Below are 19,379 nucleotides of genomic sequence, written 5' to 3'. Positions count from 1 at the left end.
GGAAAGCGCGGTTCAGGCCTGGACCGAATCGGTTTCCTTGTGAGCGGTGTGCAGCACTTCGATCAGGCAGTCTTCCAGTTCGAAGCGTTCGTGCAACAGACCACCCAGCGTCTTGAACTCTTCAGCAACACACTTGCCGGCATCGCACAGGTCATTGAACGCGAGCAGTTTCTCGGTAATGACATCGATGCGCGGATAGATGGTCTCGGCGAGCTCCAGACCACGCTTGTCGTTGAAGGCTTTGGCCTCCCCCGTCAGCTGTTCATAGATCTCGAAGTGCCCGGCGGACACATAATCGACCAGTACGCCGCAGAACTCCTGCAAAGGTTTGCGGTTCTCGCCCAGAGCCTCAGGCTTGGCGCCGAGCGCATCATAGGACCGAACGAGTTCGTGACGTTCCTGCAACCAGCGATCGATCAGCAGATGTACTCCACCCCAACGTTCCTGAGCATTCTGACAACTTTCGAGCATGGCGGTCTCTCTTCCCTTGTGGGTCATGCTGCTCTACACCCGTTGTACTCCTGAAGATCAAGAGTCAGCCCGGCAGAGCGTCATCGAGCAACATAAATCCAATGACACGTGCGGGCCAGATTATGCCCGCGCGACGGTGGCTTCAAGGTACGCAGGCGATAAAGTTCATACAAGTGTTTAATCACCGGCCAGGACCTGGTGCGACGACTCGCCGCTGAGCGGTCGTCGAACCGCGTTCCAGACAAGGCGCAACAGCTGATAAATACCGAGAGTCATCATCGCGACAAAGAACAGCAAACTCCACTCCGGGATGCTCAAATCGAACAGCGTCCAGGAGATCTGCGCACAGTCGATGGTGCCTTTGAACATCTGCTGCACAACATAGCTCCACGGAGCGTTGGCGAACAGGTCAGCCAGATTGGGCGTGCAGATCGATAAATGCACTGGATCACTTTGCAACAGCACCTGCCGCCACGCCGTGACCGTACCAGCCAGGCTACAGAGCAGGCCTAGCAGCCAATACAGGAATGAACCAAGGCGACCAGGCCCGTGCACTGCCGCCATCAGGCAGACACCGACCAGCAATGCCAGGCAAAACCTTTGCAAAAGGCACAATCCACACGGTATGAGGCCGACGGAATACTCCAGATAGTAGGACACGCCCAAGACCAGGGTACCCGTAACGAAAACCGTGAAAAACAAAGAGCGTGTGCAGGCCAAAGACATGGCTTTTCCGTAACAGTAAGAGTCGACGGCTACGGTAGAGGAAAGCGCTCGGGCGTTTCAAGGCAGGCTGGCAGGGACACTTCAGCAGAGGTGTAGGGAATTCCCGACAACTGCTAGAGGATTAGGCGTAGTCCATTGTAGGACTTTGCTGAAGACGCACCGCGAAAGTAAAATTCCGACAAAACACAGGCAATGGGGTCGCCCATTCGAGCGCCCCTTCATTCGCGTATCAAGCGTGCGCCGAGACCGGCAACGGCGCTGCCAGCAAGCGCTCATCCAGCAAGCCCAGACCTTCCTGGAATAGCTGATTGCTACGCTCGGTGTCACCCATCTGCGCCAGCAGCCGCGCCAGTTCGGCGCACGCTTCCGGGTTGCGTTGCACACGCAGGCTGCTTTCCAGATAGTCCCGCGCCTTGCCCCAAAGGCTGCTTTGCAAACACAGCCGTCCCAGGGTCAGTAACAAGCTTGAGTCGGAAGGGTGATCCTTGAGCCAGCCCTCGGCGAGGTTCAGCTGACGAGCCGGATCACTGCCGCGAACCAACCCGTAAAGCCGTGCCAGGTGACTGTCATAGTTGCGCTTGAGCGCCGTACGTAAAACCTCTTCGGCCTCGACCTGCGCGCCCAGTTGCCGCAACTGATCGGCATAGGCGAGCACCAGTTGCGGTTCCTGACGCTGAGCCGAAGTCAGCTGCTGCCAGGCGCGATTGAGCGATTGCAAACCGACGGCCCCGTCCTCTTCCTGATGCGCCGCCAGGGTCAGATTTTTACCCCAGGCTTGGCGCTCCAGCTCAGCCAGTTCAGCCGCTGGCAGGACTTTGTCCTTGCGCAGTTCCGGCAGCAGGCGAATGACCGCCGACCACTCGCCTCGCTGCTGAAGCAGGCGCTGCAACTGGCGCAGGGTCTGTACGTTATGAGGATGGCGCTCGTGCATCGCTTGCAACGTCGCCAGGGCGCCGTCGGTATCACCCCGATCGGTCTGCAATTGTGCGTGATTCAAAGCAATTGCCAACTCGGCCTGAGGCTGGCGCTCCAGCGCACGCTCCAGCAGGTTGTCGCTCTCCTCGTAATGCCCCTGTTCGTTCGCAGCGCGCGCAGCACCGAGGTAATAAAGCAGCGGTTGGCGCTCGGCCTCCGCGGCCCGATGCAGATGACGCTGCGCACTGGCCCAGCGACCTTCGGCCAGGTCCAGCTGCCCGTGTTCGATCGCTACCTGTACCCGGCGACTGCGATTGCGCCGTGACCAGGGATTGACCACGCCGCCGGAAGTCGTCACCAACTCGATCAGCGCTTTGATGCCCCAGAACACCAGCCAAAGCACGGCGACCAGCGCCAGCGTCGCCCACAGACTCGATTCGAAGCGAAAGCTCCTATAGGCGATCAGCACGTAACCGGAATGTTCGGCTATTGCCAACCCCAACGCAGCCGCAGCGGCGATGGCCAGAAACACGATCACATACAGGCGCTTCATGGAGTGGCCTCCTGCGTGGTGCTCGCGGCAGGCTTGGCCAGCGGCTTGATCGAGTCCTCGGCGTTAACATTGCGCCGTTCCAGATACCCCTGAACCGCGCTGAGCGTACCGGTCAGGTCCGGGGTAACCACGGTAACGGGCTGCTTGCTCAATTCGGCTACCTGCTCAAGCATCACCTTACTCTGCGGGTTGTCCGGGTTGAAGTTACCCTTGAGCACGTCGCGCGCCTCGTCCAGCGCCTGGCTGTACACCGCTGCCTGGCCATTGAGCGCGGCCCATTGCGCCTGTTCCAGTGTCAGACTCAAAGCCAGGCGTACCTGGCTCAGGCTCTGTCCGGCGAGCAACGGACGGACATTTTTATTGGCGTCGAAATCGATGCGGATGTAGCGCGAGATTTGATCCCACCATTGTGCCCAGCGGCTGGCGCCGTCGCCATCGGCAGTCAGGCCCAGCAGGGATTCGCCACGATCTTTGTACTCGGGTGCGAGCTCGGTGAGGCCGACCACCTGTTCGCGCAGTGCACCCAAACGCAGGAACAGCCCGGTGCGATCCGGCTGCTCGGTGCTGCGCAAAGCCACCAGGGTTTTGGCCACCTGTTCGCGAGCAGCGAAGGCACCGGGGTCATTTTGTTCACGGAGAATTTCGTCGGCGCCCTGAACCAGTGCCTGGGCGCTGCTGATGTCCTGCAACGCGGACAGGCGCAGGCTGGCCAGACGCAACAAGTGCTCGGCCTCGGCCAGTCGCCAGTCCTTGCGGCTGGCGCCAAGAACGGTTTCCAGACGTTGATTGAGTCGCTGCTGATCACCCTGAAGCTGAATCACCAGACGACTGCGCTCTTCCAGCACATCGGCGCCGGGCAGTTGCTCCAGACGCGCACTCAGGCGCTGCTCATTGAGCTTCAGGCTTTGCGCCTCGTCGCTCAAACTCTGCACCTGGCTCAACTGCTGTTGATTGGTCGCTTGCAGGTGGCGCACCTGCCAGACTCCCCAACCGCCCACCGCAATACCGGCAGCGCCCAGCAACAGTGCGACAATTGCCAGCCCATTGCCTCGGCGCTGCACTGCAGCAGGTGACAGCGGCGCTTCATCAACAAGTGCATCAACCGGTGCATCAAGCACTGGCCGGACGTCATCTTTAGGCAAGGCTGTTTCGCTCACGTATCCATCCTTTGCATTAGAGAACGGGCACGGGATGCTCCCGTAACGCCGTCAGCAAAGCCGCGGCACTGGCGCCACGACAATCCACAACTGTCAGGGCACCGGCAGCACGTGCCAGCTCGGCGACCCTGGGGCTTGGTACAAACAACGGCAACTGCGCCAACTGCGGCCAGGCTTCGCCAGCCAATTGATGCAGGTGCTCAAAACCCTGTCCACTGCTGACCACCAGTGCATTCAGGCGTTCCGCTTCGATCCGTCCCGTAAGCGCGGCGGGCGGATAGTGCGGCAGCTCGCGGCGGTACAACTCCAGATACTCGACGCTAGCACCTCGCTCACGCAAGCGCTCAGCCAGCAGTTCGCGCCCGCCCTCCCCGCGCAGGATCAGCACACGCTGATCAGGGCGGGCGATAGCCTCGCGCAAATTCGCAAGCTCAAGCAAGGCTTCACTGTCATCGCCTTCCTGCGGGAAGCTCACATCCAAGCCATGATCTTCAAGGATCTGCGCCGTCGCCGCACCGACGCTGAACCACTTCACTCGCAAAGTTTTCGAGCAAAACCGGTCGAGCAGTTCGACGCCGATCCGCGCGGCGGGCTTGCTGACCACGATCACCGCGCAGTAGCGATCCAATTCCCGGATCACGTCGCGCATTGTGTCAGAGACAGGGACCGGCACTATGTCCAAAAGCGGCAAGCTGGTGCTGAAAATCCCCTGCGCGGCCAACAGACTGCCCAGCGCCGCCGACTCATCCGCCGGACGCGTCAGCAGCAGGCGCCAGCCCGTCACTCGTGGCCTGCCTCGCCATAGACCGCTTTCAGAATGTCGGCGGCGCCCTGGCTCAAAAGATCTTCGGCGACTCGCACACCCAAGGCTTCGGCATCGCCACGCGGCGCACGCGCCTGGGCACTGAGCAGCAGACCGCCACTCGGATCACCCACCAGGCCACGCAACCAGATCTGCTCGCCCTCAAGCACGGCATAGCAGGCGATCGGCACTTGGCAGCCGCCATTCAGATGTTTGTTGAGGGCACGTTCGGCCGTCACACGAGTAGCAGTGTCCTGGTGATGCAGCGGCGCCAGCAGCGTATGAATTTCGCTGTCAACGCTGCGGCACTCGATCCCCACTGCGCCTTGGCCACCGGCCGGCAGGCTGTCGTCGACACTGATGGCCGAGGTGATGCGATCTTCAAAACCCAGCCGGATCAAACCGGCGGACGCGAGGATGATGGCGTCGTATTCGCCGGCATCAAGCTTGGCCAGGCGAGTGTTGACGTTGCCGCGCAGGAAGCGGATTTCCAGGTCCGGTCGACGGGCCAGTAACTGAGCCTGACGGCGCAGGCTCGACGTGCCGACGATGCTGCCGGATGGCAACTCTTCAAGGCTGGCATAGGTATTGGAGACGAATGCATCGCGCGGGTCTTCGCGCTCGCAGATACAAAACAGACCGAGGCCTTCGGGGAAGTCCATCGGCACGTCTTTCATGGAGTGCACGGCAATGTCAGCTTCGTTTTCCAGCAGCGCGGTTTCCAGTTCCTTGACGAACAGGCCTTTGCCGCCGATTTTCGACAACGGCGAATCGAGTAGCTTGTCGCCACGACTGACCATCGGAACCAACGTCACGAGCAGGCCAGGATGGGCCTCTTCCAGACGGGCTTTGACGTATTCGGCCTGCCACAGGGCGAGAGCACTTTTGCGGGTGGCGATGCGGATTTGGCGAGAGGACATGGATCAATCCGTACTGAATAGATACGACGGATAATAACAGCTCAGCCAAATCCACTTTGACTTGTATCAGAAACTACTCGCCCTCCCTGGCCCCGGATATCCGGCAATCGGGTGTGAAATTCGCCTGCGAACAGCGAATTAAAGCTGTTGCATCATTTTCCGCACGCCGGCCACATGGCGCCGACTGACGATCAATGCGTCGCCGTTCAGGCCCTTCAGGAACAACTGAAAATGTCCCAGCGGCGTTCGTTGCAAGCGTTCGATACGCTCGCGAGCCACCAGGGCGTTGCGGTGGATGCGCACGAAACGGTCACCGAATTCGTCTTCAAGGGCCTTGAGCGGTTCATCCAGTAGCACTTCGCCGGCTTCGTGGCGCAAGGTCACGTATTTGTGATCGGCGATAAAATAAACCACTTGATCCAGCGGAATCAGTTCGATTCCTTTGCGGGTGCGTGCGCTGATATGGCTGCGAGGGCCGCTGCCACTTTCGGCGGCCGGGCGGGTCAGCGCCGAGAGCTGGATACGATTGGGGCGTTCGGCTTTTTTAATGCGTCATGTAAATGTTCAGTTCTCACAGGTTTCACCAGATAGCCTACGGCGCTGGCCTGTAAGGCTTCCACGGCAAATTCATCGGGCCCCGTGCAAAACACCACGGCGGGCGGGGTTTCGCGCTCGCACAATCGCGCGGCCACCTGCAGACCATCGAGGCCTGGCATGCGGATATCGAGCAGCACGATATCCGGCTTGTGGCTGTCGATCAGTGCCAACGCTTCTTCGCCGTTCGTGGCGCTGGGCTCCAGGACACTGTATCCCTCGAGTTCACCAACCATTCGGCTCAGGCGCTCGCGGGCAAGGGGGTCGTCATCAACGATCAGGACATTCATATTGCGCTGGATTCCTGCGTGAGTCTCGCACAAGGATAGCGTAGACAGGTGAAGTGACGTCTGTCACCGCGATCCACGCTAAGACTAGCGCGAGCGTCAAAAAGTGCCGCTGGTCCGGCAGCTAAATTTACTACTGCCGGGCGATTCGCGGCCCAGGCCCGCATTGGCGACGCATCGCCCCAGGGTTTGCTGATACGCAATCCGAACACCCCTCTTCTTATAGTCAGCGCTGGCATCGAGAAGTGCGCTGATCCTACTGTCCAACTGTAGACGGTTGCCGGGACGATATTGCTCAATTGAAAAATATCGTTGTACTAATAAGGATATCTGTAGGAGCGAGCTTGCTCCGGGCGGCGTTCCGACGATGAACCCACGGGCGACGCGCTTATCCAGAAAGCACGCGTAATCGTTAACGTCCATCGCGAGCGAGCTCGCTCCTACAAAACCAGTCGACCAGTGTCTGCGACAGGATTGGCAACCCTGTTATTATCCGTGGCAACTTCCAATGCCAACTTTCTTCAGCCGATACGAGCGAATTCATGAGCACTGACAAGACCAATCAGTCCTGGGGCGGCCGCTTCAGTGAACCCGTCGACGCCTTCGTCGCCCGCTTCACCGCCTCCGTCACCTTCGACCAGCGCCTGTATCGCCACGACATCATGGGCTCGATCGCCCACGCCACCATGCTGGCCAAGGTCGGCGTGCTGACCGATGCCGAGCGCGACAGCATCACCGATGGCCTGAAGACCATCCAGGGTGAAATCGAGGCCGGTCAGTTCGACTGGCGCGTCGATCTCGAAGACGTGCACATGAACATCGAGGCGCGCCTGACCGACCGCATCGGCGTGACCGGTAAAAAGCTGCACACCGGCCGTAGCCGTAACGACCAGGTCGCCACCGACATACGCCTGTGGCTACGTGACGAAATCGACCTGATCCTGGGCGAAATCACCCGCTTGCAAAAAGGCTTGCTGGAACAAGCCGAGCGCGAAGCGGGCAGCATCATGCCGGGCTTCACACACTTGCAGACCGCGCAACCGGTGACCTTCGGACACCACATGCTGGCCTGGTTTGAAATGCTAAGCCGCGACTATGAACGCCTGGTCGACTGCCGCAAGCGCACCAACCGCATGCCACTGGGCAGCGCCGCATTGGCTGGTACCACCTACCCGATCGACCGCGAGTTCACCGCCCAACTGCTGGGCTTTGACGCAGTAGGCGGCAACTCCCTGGACAACGTGTCCGATCGCGACTTCGCCATCGAATTCTGCTCGGCCGCGAGCATCGCGATGATGCACCTGTCGCGGTTCTCCGAAGAACTCGTGCTGTGGACCAGCGCGCAGTTCCAGTTCATCGATCTGCCGGACCGTTTCTGCACTGGCAGCTCGATCATGCCGCAAAAGAAAAACCCGGACGTGCCAGAGTTGGTGCGAGGCAAGACCGGTCGTGTATTCGGCGCATTGATGGGCCTGCTGACCCTGATGAAAGGCCAGCCTCTGGCCTACAACAAGGACAACCAGGAAGACAAGGAACCGCTGTTCGACGCTGCCGATACCTTGCGAGACTCGCTGCGGGCGTTTGCCGACATGATCCCAGCGATCAAGCCCAAGCACGCCATGATGCGCGAAGCGGCGCTTCGCGGTTTCTCCACCGCCACCGACCTGGCTGACTACCTGGTGCGCCGCGGCCTGCCGTTCCGTGACTGTCACGAAATCGTTGGTCACGCCGTGAAGTATGGTGTGGAAAGCGGCAAGGACCTCGCGGAAATGAGCCTGGAAGAGCTGCGCAAGTTCAGCGACCAGATCGATCAGGACGTATTTGCCGTGCTGACTCTGGAAGGTTCGGTCAATGCCCGTAACCACATCGGCGGCACTGCACCGGCGCAGGTGAAGGCTGCCGTAGCTCGCGGTCAGGCGCTGATCGCCAGCCGCTAAAAAGCTTCGCGGGCAAGCCTCGCTCCTACAGATCACACCAATCCTGTAGGAGCGAGGCTTGCCCGCGAATGCATACTTGAATGCACTACAAAATCTACTTTTTGGACGCGACCATCGCCATAAATGCAGGCATCGCCGCTTCCTTGTCCGCCGCAATCCGCTGCACGTTCGGGTTCTGCTCCAAACGCTCCAGCAGCGCTTTTGCCGCCGGCATATCAGCCAACAGATCGATATCGAACAACTTCTTCCCTACCGCACAAGCCAGTGGCACGCTGTACAGGAAGTACAAATCCGCCACGCTCAGACTCTCGCCCGCCACATAAGGGGCAAACTTGCCATGCCTGCCCAAGCACGCAAACCCCAGCACCAGCTCAGCCTTGGTCTTTTCCTTAATCGCATCCGGCACCGACATGCCGAAAAACGCCTCGGCGAAACAGGCGCGACCAGGTAACTCGATGTACAGCTCGATTTCCTTGGCCAGCGCCAGAACCTGAGCCCGTTCAAAAGGATCGCTTGGCAGCAGTGGCGTGCCTTTCTGGCTTTGCTCGATGTATTCGAGAATCACCGCTGTCTCATTGATGAAACCTTGCTCGACACCCAGCACCGGCACCTTGCTGCGCGGGCTTATGGCCAGCGCCTCGGGGCTGTTGCCTGCGTGAAACGGTACTTCTTCGAATGGCAGTTCCTTTTCCAGTAACGCCAGCTTGACCATGTTGTAGTAGTTGCTGACACAAAATCCATAAAGCTTGAGCATCACAAAGCCTCCAGGCCATGCAGGGGGTTGGCAGTGCCTGTTATAGAACGCCTTGGGCGTTCTCGCCAGCAGCAACACAGCGCTGAATGCGGGTAAACTGACCGCCTTTCCTTGAGGAGCCTGCCATGAGCGAGCCAACCCCCGGCACCAACCAAGACGACATCGACGAAGAAGAGTTCGCCGAGAATACGCTGATCGAAGCCATCGAGAACCAGATCGAAAGCGAAAATCCGCCAGCGGCCAAGGCGACTTTCAATAAATTGACACTGGTGGGTTACGAGCGAGACGAAATCCTCAACCTGATGGCCCACGTTTTGGCGGTAGAAATCGACGCGATCCTCGAAGAAGACCGCGCGTTCAACACCGAATGGTACGAAGCTGCGCTGCGAGCATTGCCAGAATTGCCGCCGGAAAAGAAATAACCCCTCCCCCGTAGGAGCGAAGCTTGCTCGCGAAGGGGCCAACGCGGTTAGCCAGACAAACTGCGTCATCGTTCTTCGCGGGCAAGCCTCGCTCCTACAGTCCTCCCGCGATATCGGGGGAATGCAGCCCATGGCGAAAAAAAGGCTGCTACGAGCACTGGACATGCCGCACAAGCGGGTTCACCTTAGTGGCGCTATCGACCAATTCCTAGAAAGTCTGGAGTCCCTATGTCGCTTACCCCTGAGCTGGTTGCCGAACTGGAAATCCTCGCACTCTTCAACCTGGACAGTTCCCAGGAGGGTTTGAAAATTCATCAGACCGCTGCCCCGAAAGCCATTGCCGCCGCCCAACGCCTGTACGAAAAAGAACTGATCGACCAGCCCGATGGTGGTTATCTGACCAGCCTGGGACGTGACGCCGCACAAAATGTGCAAACCGTGCTGACCATTCTTAGCGTGCAGGAAACAGCCTGAATCCCATCGTATTGCCCACGGAAACCCCGACACGGGATTTCCGCGGGCATACTCGTTTACCTGCTATTCGACGTCGCACTGCGGTAGAAATCTGACGGCAAAAAACCAAAATCAGCTTAAATATCCCGGGATCGAGGCGCTAAACTTCCCTCACCTGAGAGCCCCTGCGTCCGAGCCTGCGAGCCGGTTTGAGCTGACATGATCCGAACCCACGAAATTCGCCCCGATCTGGACGAGGGAATCGACCGCAAGGTTCTCAGCCAACTACGTGCACGCTTTCTGAAGCTCAACGAGGGCCGAAGGGCGCGCGCCATGGAGGGCTTGTCGACCCGCCAGCAAGGGGTACTTAACCTCCTGCCGCTATTTTTCCACGTCAATCATCCGCTACTGCCGGGTTACGTCTCGGGTAGCACGCCGGCCGGGCTGTCCAATTTCGAACCGGACGCCAACGCCCTCGTCGAAGCCCAACGCCTGACCCGCTCGTTTTCCTATAAGCCACGCCACGGCAGCAATCCGCCACGCCCGATCCACGGCCTTTTCCTGATGGGCAGCCTCGGCACCCTGGCCCAGGCCGACCAGAGCGATATGGACGTCTGGGTGTGTCACGCTCCGGATTTGAGTGAGCACGAACTGGCCGAACTACGCAAAAAGTGCCAGCAGCTGGAAATCTGGGCCGCCAGCCAGGGGGCCGAGGCCCACTTCTTCCTGATCGACCCGGCGCGCTTCGTTCTGGGCGAGCGCGACAATCAACTCAGTTCCGAAAACTGTGGCACCACCCAGCACTATCTGTTGCTCGACGAGTTTTATCGCACCGCGATCTGGCTGGCCGGGCGCACGCCAATCTGGTGGCTGGTGCCGGTCTATGAAGAAGCGAATTACGACCGTTACACGCACACGCTGCTGTCCAAACGCTTCATCCGCGCCGACGAAGCCCTCGACCTGGGGCATCTGGCGTTCATTCCGCCGGGGGAATTTATCGGCGCCGGGCTCTGGCAACTGTTCAAGGGAATCGAATCACCTTACAAATCGGTGCTCAAGCTGCTGCTGACCGAGGTTTACGCCAGCGAACACCCAAGGGTGCAGTGCCTGAGCCTGCGTTTCAAACAGGCGGTGTTCGCCAACCGGCTCGACCTTGATGAGCTGGACCCTTACGTCGTGGTTTACCGGCGCATCGAGGAATACCTCATTGCCCGCAACGAGCCGGAACGGCTGGAGCTGGTGCGGCGCGCGCTGTACCTGAAGGTCAACCGCAAACTCACAGGCAACAGTCGCAACCAGAGCTGGCAGCGCACGCTGCTTGAGCGTCTGGCCCACGAATGGCACTGGGATCATCGTCAACTGGCCCTGCTCGACAGCCGCAGTCAATGGAAAGTCCGCCAGGTCACCTCCGAACGCCGAGCGCTGGTCAACGAACTGAATTACAGCTACCGCTTCCTGACCCAGTTCGCCCGCAATGAACAGACCGTCAGCCTGATCAACAAACGCGACCTCAGCGTACTGGGCCGACGCCTGTACGCAGCCTTCGAGCGCAAGGCAGACAAGGTCGAGTTCATCAATCCGGGCATCGCCCCGGATCTGGCCGAAGACACCCTGACGCTGGTGCACGCAGTGAACAAGAGCGAATCGGGGCAATCTCAGTGGGGCTTGTACAACGGTAGTCTGACCGCCCTTGAGTGGGAACATTTTGCCCCGATCAAACGCAGTCGCCAATTGCTCGAATTGCTCACCTGGTGCCACCGCAACGGCGTGATCGACAGCAGCACCCGCCTGGCTTTGCACCCGGGCGGCAGCGACCTGAGCGAGTTCGAGCTGTTCAATCTGCTCGGCAGCTTGCAACAGAGCATCCCCCTGCCTTTGCCGACCGTCGCCGAAGAACCCCTGCTGCGAGCCAGCGTGCCCAGCGAAGTGCTGATTCTGGTGAACGTCGGCGTCGATCCGCTCAAGCATCACCGCGACCTGAACATCCTGATGACCACCGAGCGCACCGACTCACTGAGCTATGCAGGCGTCAGGGAAAACCTGGTGCTGACCCTGGATCAGGTCACGCTCAACAGCTGGAACGAAGTGCTGGTCAATCGATTCGACGGCCCTCACGCCCTGCTCGACTGCCTGCGTGATTACCTCAACAACCTGCCGGACGGTCTGCGGCAGCCCCGGTTGCGCGTGCGTTGCTTCTGCCATAACCGCGCGCAGTTCATCGCCCAGCGCATCGAAGGCATCCTCGACACGGCTCAGAACCTGCTGCTGAGCAAACTCAATCACCGCTACCTGATTCAGGTCCAGCAGCATTACCACGTGCTGGAGCTGGTGCCCGGCCAGGTCAATCATGTCGCCCTGGCCACATTGCCGGCGCTGGTCGACTACCTGAGTGCAGAACTGGCCAGTTACAGTCCTCTGCACCTGGACTCGATGGCGCTGGAAGACCACGACCTCGCGCTGCTCCTGCCCATGGGCCAGCCGGGCTGCATCCAAGTGTTCTACCGAATCAACGAAGACCAGGCGGACCTGTACGTACTCGATGAATTCAATGCCTTGTGGCATGACCGACTGCCGTGGCATGACGAGCAAAGCCTGCTGGTGCCGCTGCAACGATTTCTGCAATCGATCCAGTACCGACGCGAAGCTTTGCTGCCGATGGATACAGCTCAGCCTCGGAGCCTGGACACCCTGTACCACCAACTATTGCCTTCAGGTACAGGCCGGGCGCGCCGGGTCGAAGCCCGTCCGGCACCGCAAACCCCGGTCAACAAACCGTTCTATGACGTGCAGGCGATCGTCGGCAAAGCCGCACCGGGCAAGGTGCAGGTCACGTTGTACTGCAATCAGCGGGAGTTTTCAGAGCTGGAGCATGGCGACCGACTGTTCAGTGTGGTCGCCCGGGAAATCGTCGAGCAGCGCCGCGAGACCGAACGCTACCGCTGCTACATCACCGATCTGGACCTGTCGGGCCTGCTCGGTGACGGTCAGGGCTCAAGCAATTTGTTTCTGCGCTACAAGGCTGAGCTGGAGCGCGCACTGAACGAAGCGCTCGGGCAGGTCTGAGGCGGGATCAAACGTTGTAATCGCCGCCATTGGCTGGCTGAGACTCGACTTCCAGCAGGGTCAATTTCAGGGTCTTGCCGCCCGGTGCCGGCCAGTCGATATGCTGACCAACCTTCAGGCCGAGCAGTGCGCTGCCCACCGGCGCCAGAATGGAAATCTTGCCTTCGTCGGCATTGGCATCCTTGGGGTAAACCAGAGTCAGGTGATAGTCCTTGCCGCTGATCTCTTCGCGGCAGTGAACGCGCGAATTCATGGTCACGACATCGGCGGGCACTTCATCGTGACTGACCAGCGTATCGGCACGGTCCAGCTCGGTTTGCAGCGCAATAACGCCCGGCAGCGTTTCATCCAGGCTGTCGATCAGACGCTCCAGACGTTGAACGTCCAGACGGGTAAGGGTGATGGAAGGTGCGGTCATGATCAGGGCAGACTCCTTTCTTCTGCACGAAAAAAGCAAAACCCCGCCAGAAAAAGGCAGGGTTTTCACGAGCCTCGATGGGTTGAGGCGTATCCGGACACTATCACAGCTCAAAAAATATACAAGGGAACACCTGTAGGAGCGAGCAGGCTCGCGATGGACGCCCGGACAACGCGGGCATACAGACTCCCCGCGTTTTCGTTAACGACCATCGCGAGCATGCTCGCTCCTACAGGAAACTGGAGGCTTTGCGATTGGAGGCCTGCGCGCAAATCACCCGCCGTCGCTCGTCATCAGCCGAGCGCCATTCGCGGATGTCTTCGACATGGCGAAAACATCCGAGGCAGACTTTCTGCTCATCCAACCGACAGATACCGCTGCACGGCGATGGCACGGCCGGGCTGACATTGCTATAGAGCGGCTTGGGCGGGCGGACAGGCGCTGGCTGGGTCACGGTGTTACAGGCCTTCGAAATCGAGTTCGACGCCGGCCTGCTGCTTGACGATGCGCTCAAGCATTTCGCCCAGCTGCTCTTCGCTCTTGTCGCACATCCAGCGTTCACTCTCTTCGTCGAAATCGAAGTGGAAGCCACCGGACACCGCTGCCAGCCACAACTGCCGCAGCGGCTCCTGACGACTGAAGATCAACTGAGTGCCGTTTTCGAACTTGACGGTCAGTACACCGGCCGAGCTCTCCAGATCGATATCCAGGTCGCTGTCGTCAAAGATGTCCTCCAGGGTTTGCTGGGTGGCATCGACCAGATCGTGGAAACGCGCTTCGGACAAACTCATTACGGCAACCTCAAAAAGTGTCTGATCAGGCTCAAGCGCCGCAAGATACGGGCGAGCCCCGGTGATTGCAAAGAATAACGGCCAAGAGGGCTGTTTGTGGGAGCGGGCTTGCTCGCGAATGCGGTGGGTCAGTCGATATTTGCATTGACTGATCCACCGCATTCGCGAGCAAGCCCGCTCCCACAAGGATTGCACAGGGCTGCTGCAACGGGCGAAGGCCCGCCGGACGGGAGCCCCATCACATAGGCAAGCTGCCGGGTGGCCGGTATACTCCGGCGCAATTAATGCATTTTCAAGGATTTCGCCATGAAGCGCCTGATCTCTTCCCTTGCTGCGCTCTCTTCGATCGTCGCTTTTGCCTGCCTTGTGTCGGCCTGCGGTCAAAAAGGCCCGCTATACCTGCCAGACGAAGACCAGGACCCTGCAGCGCAGGCTCAGTCCTCGCAAAAACAGCCTGCCTCCAAGGCGCACAAGCACGACGTCTACCAATAATAAGGGAACCTCATGGACGCTTTTAACTACCGTGACGGTGAGCTGTTCGCGGAAGGTGTTGCCCTGTCTGCCATCGCCGAGCGCTTTGGTACACCGACCTACGTTTATTCCCGTGCCCACATCGAAGCCCAATACCTGGCCTACGCCGATGCGCTGGCCGGTATGCCGCACCTGGTCTGCTTCGCGGTCAAGGCCAACTCCAACCTGGGTGTACTGAATGTCCTGGCGCGCCTTGGCGCCGGTTTCGACATCGTTTCCCGTGGCGAGCTGGAACGCGTGCTTGCCGCTGGCGGCAGCGCCGACAAGATCGTGTTCTCTGGCGTCGGCAAGACCCGTGACGACATGCGACGCGCCCTGGAAGTCGGCGTGCATTGCTTCAACGTCGAGTCCACTGACGAGCTGGAACGCCTGCAAGTAGTGGCCGCCGAGCTGGGTGTTCGTGCACCGATCTCGCTGCGCGTGAACCCGGACGTCGATGCCGGCACTCACCCGTACATTTCTACCGGTCTCAAAGAGAACAAGTTCGGCATCGCCATCGCTGACGCTGAAGACGTGTACGTGCGCGCCGCGCAACTGCCGAACCTGGAAGTGGTTGGCGTCGATTGCCACATCGGTTCGCAACTGACCACCCTGCCGCCATTCATCGATGCTCTCGACCGCCTGCTGGGCCTGGTCGACCGCCTCGGCGACTGCGGCATCTATCTGCGCCACATTGACCTCGGTGGCGGTTTGGGCGTGCGTTATCGCGATGAAGAGCCGCCTTTGGCTGCCGACTACATCAAGGCCGTGCGCGAGCGTCTCGACGGGCGCGACCTGGCGCTGGTATTCGAGCCGGGCCGCTTTATCGTGGCCAACGCCGGCGTGCTGCTGACTCAGGTCGAGTACCTCAAGCACACCGAACATAAAGATTTCGCCATCGTCGACGCGGCCATGAACGACCTGATCCGCCCGGCGCTGTATCAAGCCTGGATGGACGTTACCGCCGTGCGTCCGCGCAGCACCGCTGCACGCGCCTACGACATCGTCGGCCCGATCTGTGAGACCGGCGACTTCCTGGCCAAGGAACGTGAGCTTGCCCTGGAAGAAGGCGACTTGCTGGCTGTGCATTCGGCCGGTGCCTACGGGTTTGTCATGAGTTCCAACTACAACACCCGCGGCCGTGCCGCTGAAGTGTTGGTGGACGGTGATCAGGCATTTGAAGTGCGTCGCCGTGAGACGGTAGCCGAGTTGTTCGCTGGCGAAAGCCTGCTGCCGGAGTAAAACCATGCTGCTGCGTTTTACCAAGATGCACGGCCTGGGCAATGACTTCATGGTCCTCGACCTGGTCAGCCAGCACGCGCACATTCTGCCCAAGCACGCCAAGCTGTGGGGCGATCGGCATACCGGTATCGGTTTCGACCAGTTGCTGATCGTCGAAGCACCGAGTAACCCGGACGTGGATTTCCGCTATCGGATCTTCAACTCCGACGGCTCCGAAGTGGAACAATGCGGTAATGGTGCACGCTGTTTCGCCCGTTTCGTGCTCGACAAGCGTCTGACCACAAAGCGGCAGATCCGTGTCGAAACCAAAAGCGGCGTCATCGAGCTGGACGTTCGTAGCGATGGGCAGATCGGTGTCAATATGGGTGCCCCACGCCTGGTGCCGGCCGATATTCCGTTCCAGGCACCGGAGCAGGCCCTGAGCTATCAGGTCGACGTCGACGGTACGCAGGTCGAGCTGGCTGCGGTTTCCATGGGTAATCCCCATGCCGTGCTGCGGGTCAGCGACATCAACAACGCACCGGTGCATGAGCTGGGGCCGAAAATTGAACACCACCCGCGCTTCCCGGCGCGGGTCAATGTCGGCTTTATCCAGATCATCGACCGCAACCGCGCGCAGTTGCGCGTCTGGGAGCGCGGGGCCGGGGAAACCCAGGCCTGCGGTACCGGCGCCTGTGCCGCCGCGGTGGCCGCGATCAGCCAGGGGTGGATGGATTCGCCGCTATTGATCGACCTGCCTGGCGGGCGTCTGTCCATTGAATGGGCAGGCCCTGGCAAACCGGTCATGATGACCGGCCCGGCAGTGCGCGTATACGAAGGACAAGTGCGTCTTTGAGTGAGCCAAAGCCATGACCGATAAGCCACAGGTACCCGCCCGCAAGCCCGACGAATCAGCGTCCGAAAGCCTGGAGGCGGCGGCGATTGCCGCGTACCTGGAGGCTCATCCGGATTTCTTCGTCGAGCACGAAGAACTGCTGCCGGCCTTGCGCATCCCCCACCGACGCGGCGATACCGTGTCCTTGGTCGAACGGCAGATGACCATCCTGCGCGACCGCAACATCGAGTTGCGGCACCGCCTCTCGCATTTGATGGACGTTGCCCGCGACAACGACCGCCTCTTCGACAAGACCCGCCGCCTGATTCTCGCGCTGATGGACGCCAGTACCCTGGAAGACGTGGTGATGTGCGTCGAAGACAGCCTGCGTCAGGACTTCCAGGTGCCCTTCGTCAGCCTAATCCTGCTCGGCGACAACCCCATGCCGGTCGGCCGCTGGGTCACCCACGCGCAGGCGCAAGTGGCCATTGGCGGCTTGCTGCTGGAAGACAAAAGCGTCAGCGGCAGCCTGCGCGAGCATGAGCTGGACTTCCTGTTCGGCGAAGAACAGCGTAAGCAGATCGGCTCCACCGCCGTCGTTGCCATCAGTCATCAGGGCATCCACGGCATTCTGGCCATCGCCAGCCGTGATCCGCAGCACTACAAAAGCTCGGTGGGCACGCTGTTCCTGAGCTACATCGCCGAAGTCATGGGCCGCGTGCTGCCACGGATCAACAGCTCCCTGCGCTCGGTACGCTGATCATGGAACGGCAACTGGACGCTTACTGCGAACACCTGCGCAGTGAGCGGCAGGTGTCGCCGCACACGCTGTCGGCCTACCGCCGCGATCTCGACAAAGTGCTGGGCTGGTGCGCTAAACAGAACATCGACAGCTGGGCCGCGCTGGACATCCAGCGCCTGCGCAGCCTGATCGCCCGCCTGCATGCCCAAGGCCAATCCTCTCGCAGCCTGGCGCGGCTGCTGTCGGCGGTGCGCGGGCTCTACCATTATCTGAACCGCGAAGGTCTGTGCGACCACGACCCGGCCAACGGCCTGGCGCCGCCCAAGGGCGAACGCCGCCTGCCGAAAACCCTCGACACCGACCGCGCACTGCAACTGCTTGAAGGGGGAGTCGAAGACGACTTTCTCGCTCGCCGGGATCAAGCCATTCTCGAGCTGTTCTACTCCTCCGGGTTGCGTCTGTCGGAGCTGACCGGTCTGAATCTCGATCAGCTTGATCTGGCGGATGGCATGGTCCAGGTGCTCGGCAAGGGCAGCAAGACGCGTCTGCTACCGGTGGGCAAGAAGGCTCGCGAGGCGCTGGAGCTATGGCTGCCTTTGCGGGCCATGGCCAACCCAACGGACGATGCGGTGTTTGTCAGCCAACAAGGTCGGCGCCTGGGTCCACGGTCGATTCAGCTACGCGTCAAAGCGGCTGGCGAACGTGAGCTGGGGCAAAACCTGCACCCGCACATGTTGCGGCATTCCTTCGCCAGCCATTTGCTGGAGTCCTCCCAGGACCTGCGGGCGGTGCAGGAATTGCTCGGCCACTCGGACATCAAGACCACGCAGATCTATACACACCTGGACTTCCAGCACCTGGCCACGGTCTATGACAGCGCCCATCCACGGGCCAAACGCATTAAAGGCGATGATTCATGACTCTCCAACTGATCACCTTCGACCTCGATGACACCCTGTGGGACACCGCCCCGGTGATCGTCAGTGCCGAAGCCGTATTGCGCGAATGGCTGACCGAACATGCGCCCAATCTTGGTGCAGTTCCGGTGGAACATCTGTGGGCCATTCGCGAACATATTCTGAGCAGCGAACCGAGCCTCAAGCACCGCATCAGCGCCCTGCGTCGACGCGTATTGTTCCAGGCACTGGAAGAGTCCGGTTATACCCACGCAGAAGCGTCGGACCTTGCCGACCAGAGTTTCGAAGTGTTTTTGCACGCCCGGCATCAGCTGGAGATCTTCCCGGAGGTGCAACCGACCCTGGAAGTGCTGGCCAACCACTACGCCCTCGGCGTGGTCACCAATGGCAACGCCGATGTGCGGCGGCTGGGGCTGGCGGACTACTTCAAGTTCGCGTTGTGCGCCGAAGACATCGGCATCGCCAAACCCGATGCACGACTGTTTCATGAAGCATTGCAACGCGGAGGTGCAACCGCCGAGACAGCGGTGCATATCGGCGATCATCCGGGTGACGATATTGCCGGTGCCCAGCAAGCGGGGCTGCGCGCGATCTGGTTCAACCCGACGGGCAAAGTCTGGGAGGCCGAACGCTTGCCGGATGCCGAGATTCGCAGCCTGACCGAGTTACCGGCATTGTTGGCGCTGTGGAATGCCCAACACTGACATTTAATAACACACGACCTTGTAGGAGCCGGCTTGCTGGCGAAGGCGGCAGGTCAGTCGATATCAATGCTGAATGATAAAACGTCTTCGCCAGCAAGCCGGCTCCTACACGGGCTTGCGCCAGACGCGTGATTTTGTTTCAGGCATGAAAAAGCCCGCAGCGACGGCGGGCTTTTTCAGCAAGCGC

General features: G+C 60.2%; 20 protein-coding genes and 2 pseudogenes. 10 read left to right on the top strand and 12 right to left on the bottom strand.

All coding sequences use genetic code 11. From position 1 onward, the window contains the following. Window positions 1–12: 12 nt before the first annotated feature. The 8 genes and pseudogenes from rsd to CES87_RS34115 all read right to left on the bottom strand — a co-directional run. Window positions 13–471, bottom strand: coding sequence for a sigma D regulator (gene rsd / locus CES87_RS01610; protein ID WP_128604674.1), 459 nt, complete (start codon window positions 469–471; stop codon window positions 13–15). Window positions 472–648: 177 nt separating this feature from the next. Then, window positions 649–1,197 (bottom strand): disulfide bond formation protein B, encoded by a 549-nt coding sequence (locus CES87_RS01605; protein WP_128604673.1) that lies wholly within the window; start codon window positions 1,195–1,197, stop codon window positions 649–651. A 229-nt stretch (window positions 1,198–1,426) separates the two neighbouring features. Beyond that, window positions 1,427–2,665 carry a heme biosynthesis protein HemY gene (locus CES87_RS01600; protein WP_128604672.1) on the bottom strand — a complete coding sequence of 413 codons (1,239 nt, stop codon included), beginning with the start codon at window positions 2,663–2,665 and terminating at the stop codon, window positions 1,427–1,429. Beyond that, window positions 2,662–3,822 (bottom strand): uroporphyrinogen-III C-methyltransferase, encoded by a 1,161-nt coding sequence (locus CES87_RS01595; RefSeq protein WP_128604671.1) that lies wholly within the window; start codon window positions 3,820–3,822, stop codon window positions 2,662–2,664. Before CES87_RS01595 ends, CES87_RS01600 begins: the two co-directional genes overlap by 4 nt. Before the next feature lie 16 nt (window positions 3,823–3,838). Beyond that, window positions 3,839–4,606, bottom strand: a complete 768-nt coding sequence (locus CES87_RS01590) for a uroporphyrinogen-III synthase (RefSeq protein ID WP_128604670.1) — start codon at window positions 4,604–4,606, stop codon at window positions 3,839–3,841. Then, on the bottom strand, window positions 4,603–5,544 hold the full coding sequence (hemC, locus tag CES87_RS01585; protein ID WP_128604669.1) for a hydroxymethylbilane synthase: 942 nt from the start codon (window positions 5,542–5,544) through the stop codon (window positions 4,603–4,605). Before hemC ends, CES87_RS01590 begins: the two co-directional genes overlap by 4 nt. A 138-nt stretch (window positions 5,545–5,682) precedes the next feature. Beyond that, window positions 5,683–6,428: pseudogene (locus CES87_RS01580) on the bottom strand (LytR/AlgR family response regulator transcription factor). Further along, a pseudogene (locus CES87_RS34115) lies at window positions 6,425–6,547 on the bottom strand (sensor histidine kinase); the annotation flags it as partial. The pseudogenes CES87_RS01580 and CES87_RS34115, both read right to left, overlap by 4 nt. A gap of 420 nt (window positions 6,548–6,967) precedes the next feature. On the opposite strand from CES87_RS34115, the gene argH reads away from it, so the two are divergent. Next, on the top strand, window positions 6,968–8,362 hold the full coding sequence (argH, locus tag CES87_RS01575) for an argininosuccinate lyase (protein WP_128604668.1): 1,395 nt from the start codon (window positions 6,968–6,970) through the stop codon (window positions 8,360–8,362). A gap of 94 nt (window positions 8,363–8,456) precedes the next feature. Here the strand turns inward: argH and CES87_RS01570 are convergent, their stop codons facing one another. Then, window positions 8,457–9,116, bottom strand: coding sequence for a glutathione S-transferase (locus tag CES87_RS01570; protein ID WP_128604667.1), 660 nt, complete (start codon window positions 9,114–9,116; stop codon window positions 8,457–8,459). 125 nt (window positions 9,117–9,241) lie between these two features. Between CES87_RS01570 and CES87_RS01565 the strand changes: the two genes are divergently transcribed. The 3 genes from CES87_RS01565 to CES87_RS01550 all read left to right on the top strand — a co-directional run bounded on the left by CES87_RS01565 (window position 9,242) and on the right by CES87_RS01550 (window position 13,054). Beyond that, a complete protein-coding gene (locus CES87_RS01565; protein ID WP_128604666.1) occupies window positions 9,242–9,538 on the top strand; it encodes a hypothetical protein in 297 nt (98 codons plus the stop codon). Between the two features lie 228 nt (window positions 9,539–9,766). Next, window positions 9,767–10,012: a TIGR02647 family protein gene (locus CES87_RS01555; protein ID WP_094470036.1), complete on the top strand. Its 246-nt coding sequence runs from the start codon at window positions 9,767–9,769 to the stop codon at window positions 10,010–10,012. Between the two features lie 198 nt (window positions 10,013–10,210). Then, window positions 10,211–13,054 carry a class I adenylate cyclase gene (locus tag CES87_RS01550; protein WP_128604665.1) on the top strand — a complete coding sequence of 948 codons (2,844 nt, stop codon included), beginning with the start codon at window positions 10,211–10,213 and terminating at the stop codon, window positions 13,052–13,054. Window positions 13,055–13,061: 7 nt separating this feature from the next. On the opposite strand, the gene rnk is transcribed toward CES87_RS01550, so the two are convergent. From rnk to cyaY, 3 genes are all read right to left on the bottom strand, one after another. Beyond that, window positions 13,062–13,472, bottom strand: coding sequence for a nucleoside diphosphate kinase regulator (gene rnk / locus CES87_RS01545; RefSeq protein WP_128604664.1), 411 nt, complete (start codon window positions 13,470–13,472; stop codon window positions 13,062–13,064). Window positions 13,473–13,701: 229 nt separating this feature from the next. Then, entirely contained in the window at window positions 13,702–13,926 is a 225-nt protein-coding gene (locus tag CES87_RS01540; RefSeq protein ID WP_128604663.1) for a DUF1289 domain-containing protein, read from the bottom strand. A gap of 4 nt (window positions 13,927–13,930) precedes the next feature. Further along, the gene (cyaY, locus tag CES87_RS01535; protein ID WP_128604662.1) at window positions 13,931–14,263 is read right to left on the bottom strand and encodes an iron donor protein CyaY; all 333 of its coding nucleotides are present in this window, start codon (window positions 14,261–14,263) and stop codon (window positions 13,931–13,933) included. Window positions 14,264–14,569: 306 nt separating this feature from the next. On the opposite strand from cyaY, the gene CES87_RS01525 reads away from it, so the two are divergent. The 6 genes from CES87_RS01525 to CES87_RS01500 are packed head-to-tail and all read left to right on the top strand — an operon-like array spanning window position 14,570 to window position 19,192. Beyond that, on the top strand, window positions 14,570–14,755 hold the full coding sequence (locus CES87_RS01525; RefSeq protein ID WP_128604661.1) for a lipoprotein: 186 nt from the start codon (window positions 14,570–14,572) through the stop codon (window positions 14,753–14,755). A 12-nt stretch (window positions 14,756–14,767) separates the two neighbouring features. After that, complete coding sequence (lysA, locus tag CES87_RS01520; protein ID WP_128604660.1) at window positions 14,768–16,015, top strand: diaminopimelate decarboxylase; 1,248 nt, start codon at window positions 14,768–14,770, stop codon at window positions 16,013–16,015. Window positions 16,016–16,019: 4 nt separating this feature from the next. Beyond that, window positions 16,020–16,850: a diaminopimelate epimerase gene (gene dapF / locus CES87_RS01515; protein WP_128604659.1), complete on the top strand. Its 831-nt coding sequence runs from the start codon at window positions 16,020–16,022 to the stop codon at window positions 16,848–16,850. A 13-nt stretch (window positions 16,851–16,863) separates the two neighbouring features. After that, window positions 16,864–17,589, top strand: a complete 726-nt coding sequence (locus CES87_RS01510) for a DUF484 family protein (protein ID WP_128604658.1) — start codon at window positions 16,864–16,866, stop codon at window positions 17,587–17,589. 2 nt (window positions 17,590–17,591) lie between these two features. Then, window positions 17,592–18,491, top strand: coding sequence for a tyrosine recombinase XerC (gene xerC / locus CES87_RS01505; RefSeq protein WP_128604657.1), 900 nt, complete (start codon window positions 17,592–17,594; stop codon window positions 18,489–18,491). Continuing rightward, window positions 18,488–19,192, top strand: coding sequence for an HAD family hydrolase (locus CES87_RS01500; protein ID WP_128604656.1), 705 nt, complete (start codon window positions 18,488–18,490; stop codon window positions 19,190–19,192). Before xerC ends, CES87_RS01500 begins: the two co-directional genes overlap by 4 nt. Window positions 19,193–19,379: the final 187 nt, after the last annotated feature.

Origin of the sequence: Pseudomonas sp. ERMR1:02, from assembly GCF_002277815.1 — a bacterium.
In the GTDB taxonomy this organism is placed as follows: domain Bacteria; phylum Pseudomonadota; class Gammaproteobacteria; order Pseudomonadales; family Pseudomonadaceae; genus Aquipseudomonas.
Note: the sequence above shows the minus strand (reverse complement) of the source record. Positions and strands in the feature narration are given on the sequence as shown.

Bases quoted from the DNA above. Each gene is read 5' to 3' on its own strand.
- rsd (WP_128604674.1), bottom strand. From the start codon at position 471: ATGCTCGAAAGTTGTCAGAATGCTCAGGAACGTTGGGGTGGAGTACAT.
- CES87_RS01605 (WP_128604673.1), bottom strand. From the start codon at position 1,197: ATGTCTTTGGCCTGCACACGCTCTTTGTTTTTCACGGTTTTCGTTACG.
- CES87_RS01600 (WP_128604672.1), bottom strand. From the start codon at position 2,665: ATGAAGCGCCTGTATGTGATCGTGTTTCTGGCCATCGCCGCTGCGGCT.
- hemC (WP_128604669.1), bottom strand. From the start codon at position 5,544: ATGTCCTCTCGCCAAATCCGCATCGCCACCCGCAAAAGTGCTCTCGCC.
- argH (WP_128604668.1), top strand. From the start codon at position 6,968: ATGAGCACTGACAAGACCAATCAGTCCTGGGGCGGCCGCTTCAGTGAA.
- CES87_RS01570 (WP_128604667.1), bottom strand. From the start codon at position 9,116: ATGCTCAAGCTTTATGGATTTTGTGTCAGCAACTACTACAACATGGTC.
- CES87_RS01565 (WP_128604666.1), top strand. From the start codon at position 9,242: ATGAGCGAGCCAACCCCCGGCACCAACCAAGACGACATCGACGAAGAA.
- CES87_RS01555 (WP_094470036.1), top strand. From the start codon at position 9,767: ATGTCGCTTACCCCTGAGCTGGTTGCCGAACTGGAAATCCTCGCACTC.
- CES87_RS01550 (WP_128604665.1), top strand. From the start codon at position 10,211: ATGATCCGAACCCACGAAATTCGCCCCGATCTGGACGAGGGAATCGAC.
- rnk (WP_128604664.1), bottom strand. From the start codon at position 13,472: ATGACCGCACCTTCCATCACCCTTACCCGTCTGGACGTTCAACGTCTG.
- cyaY (WP_128604662.1), bottom strand. From the start codon at position 14,263: ATGAGTTTGTCCGAAGCGCGTTTCCACGATCTGGTCGATGCCACCCAG.
- CES87_RS01525 (WP_128604661.1), top strand. From the start codon at position 14,570: ATGAAGCGCCTGATCTCTTCCCTTGCTGCGCTCTCTTCGATCGTCGCT.
- lysA (WP_128604660.1), top strand. From the start codon at position 14,768: ATGGACGCTTTTAACTACCGTGACGGTGAGCTGTTCGCGGAAGGTGTT.
- dapF (WP_128604659.1), top strand. From the start codon at position 16,020: ATGCTGCTGCGTTTTACCAAGATGCACGGCCTGGGCAATGACTTCATG.
- CES87_RS01510 (WP_128604658.1), top strand. From the start codon at position 16,864: ATGACCGATAAGCCACAGGTACCCGCCCGCAAGCCCGACGAATCAGCG.
- xerC (WP_128604657.1), top strand. From the start codon at position 17,592: ATGGAACGGCAACTGGACGCTTACTGCGAACACCTGCGCAGTGAGCGG.
- CES87_RS01500 (WP_128604656.1), top strand. From the start codon at position 18,488: ATGACTCTCCAACTGATCACCTTCGACCTCGATGACACCCTGTGGGAC.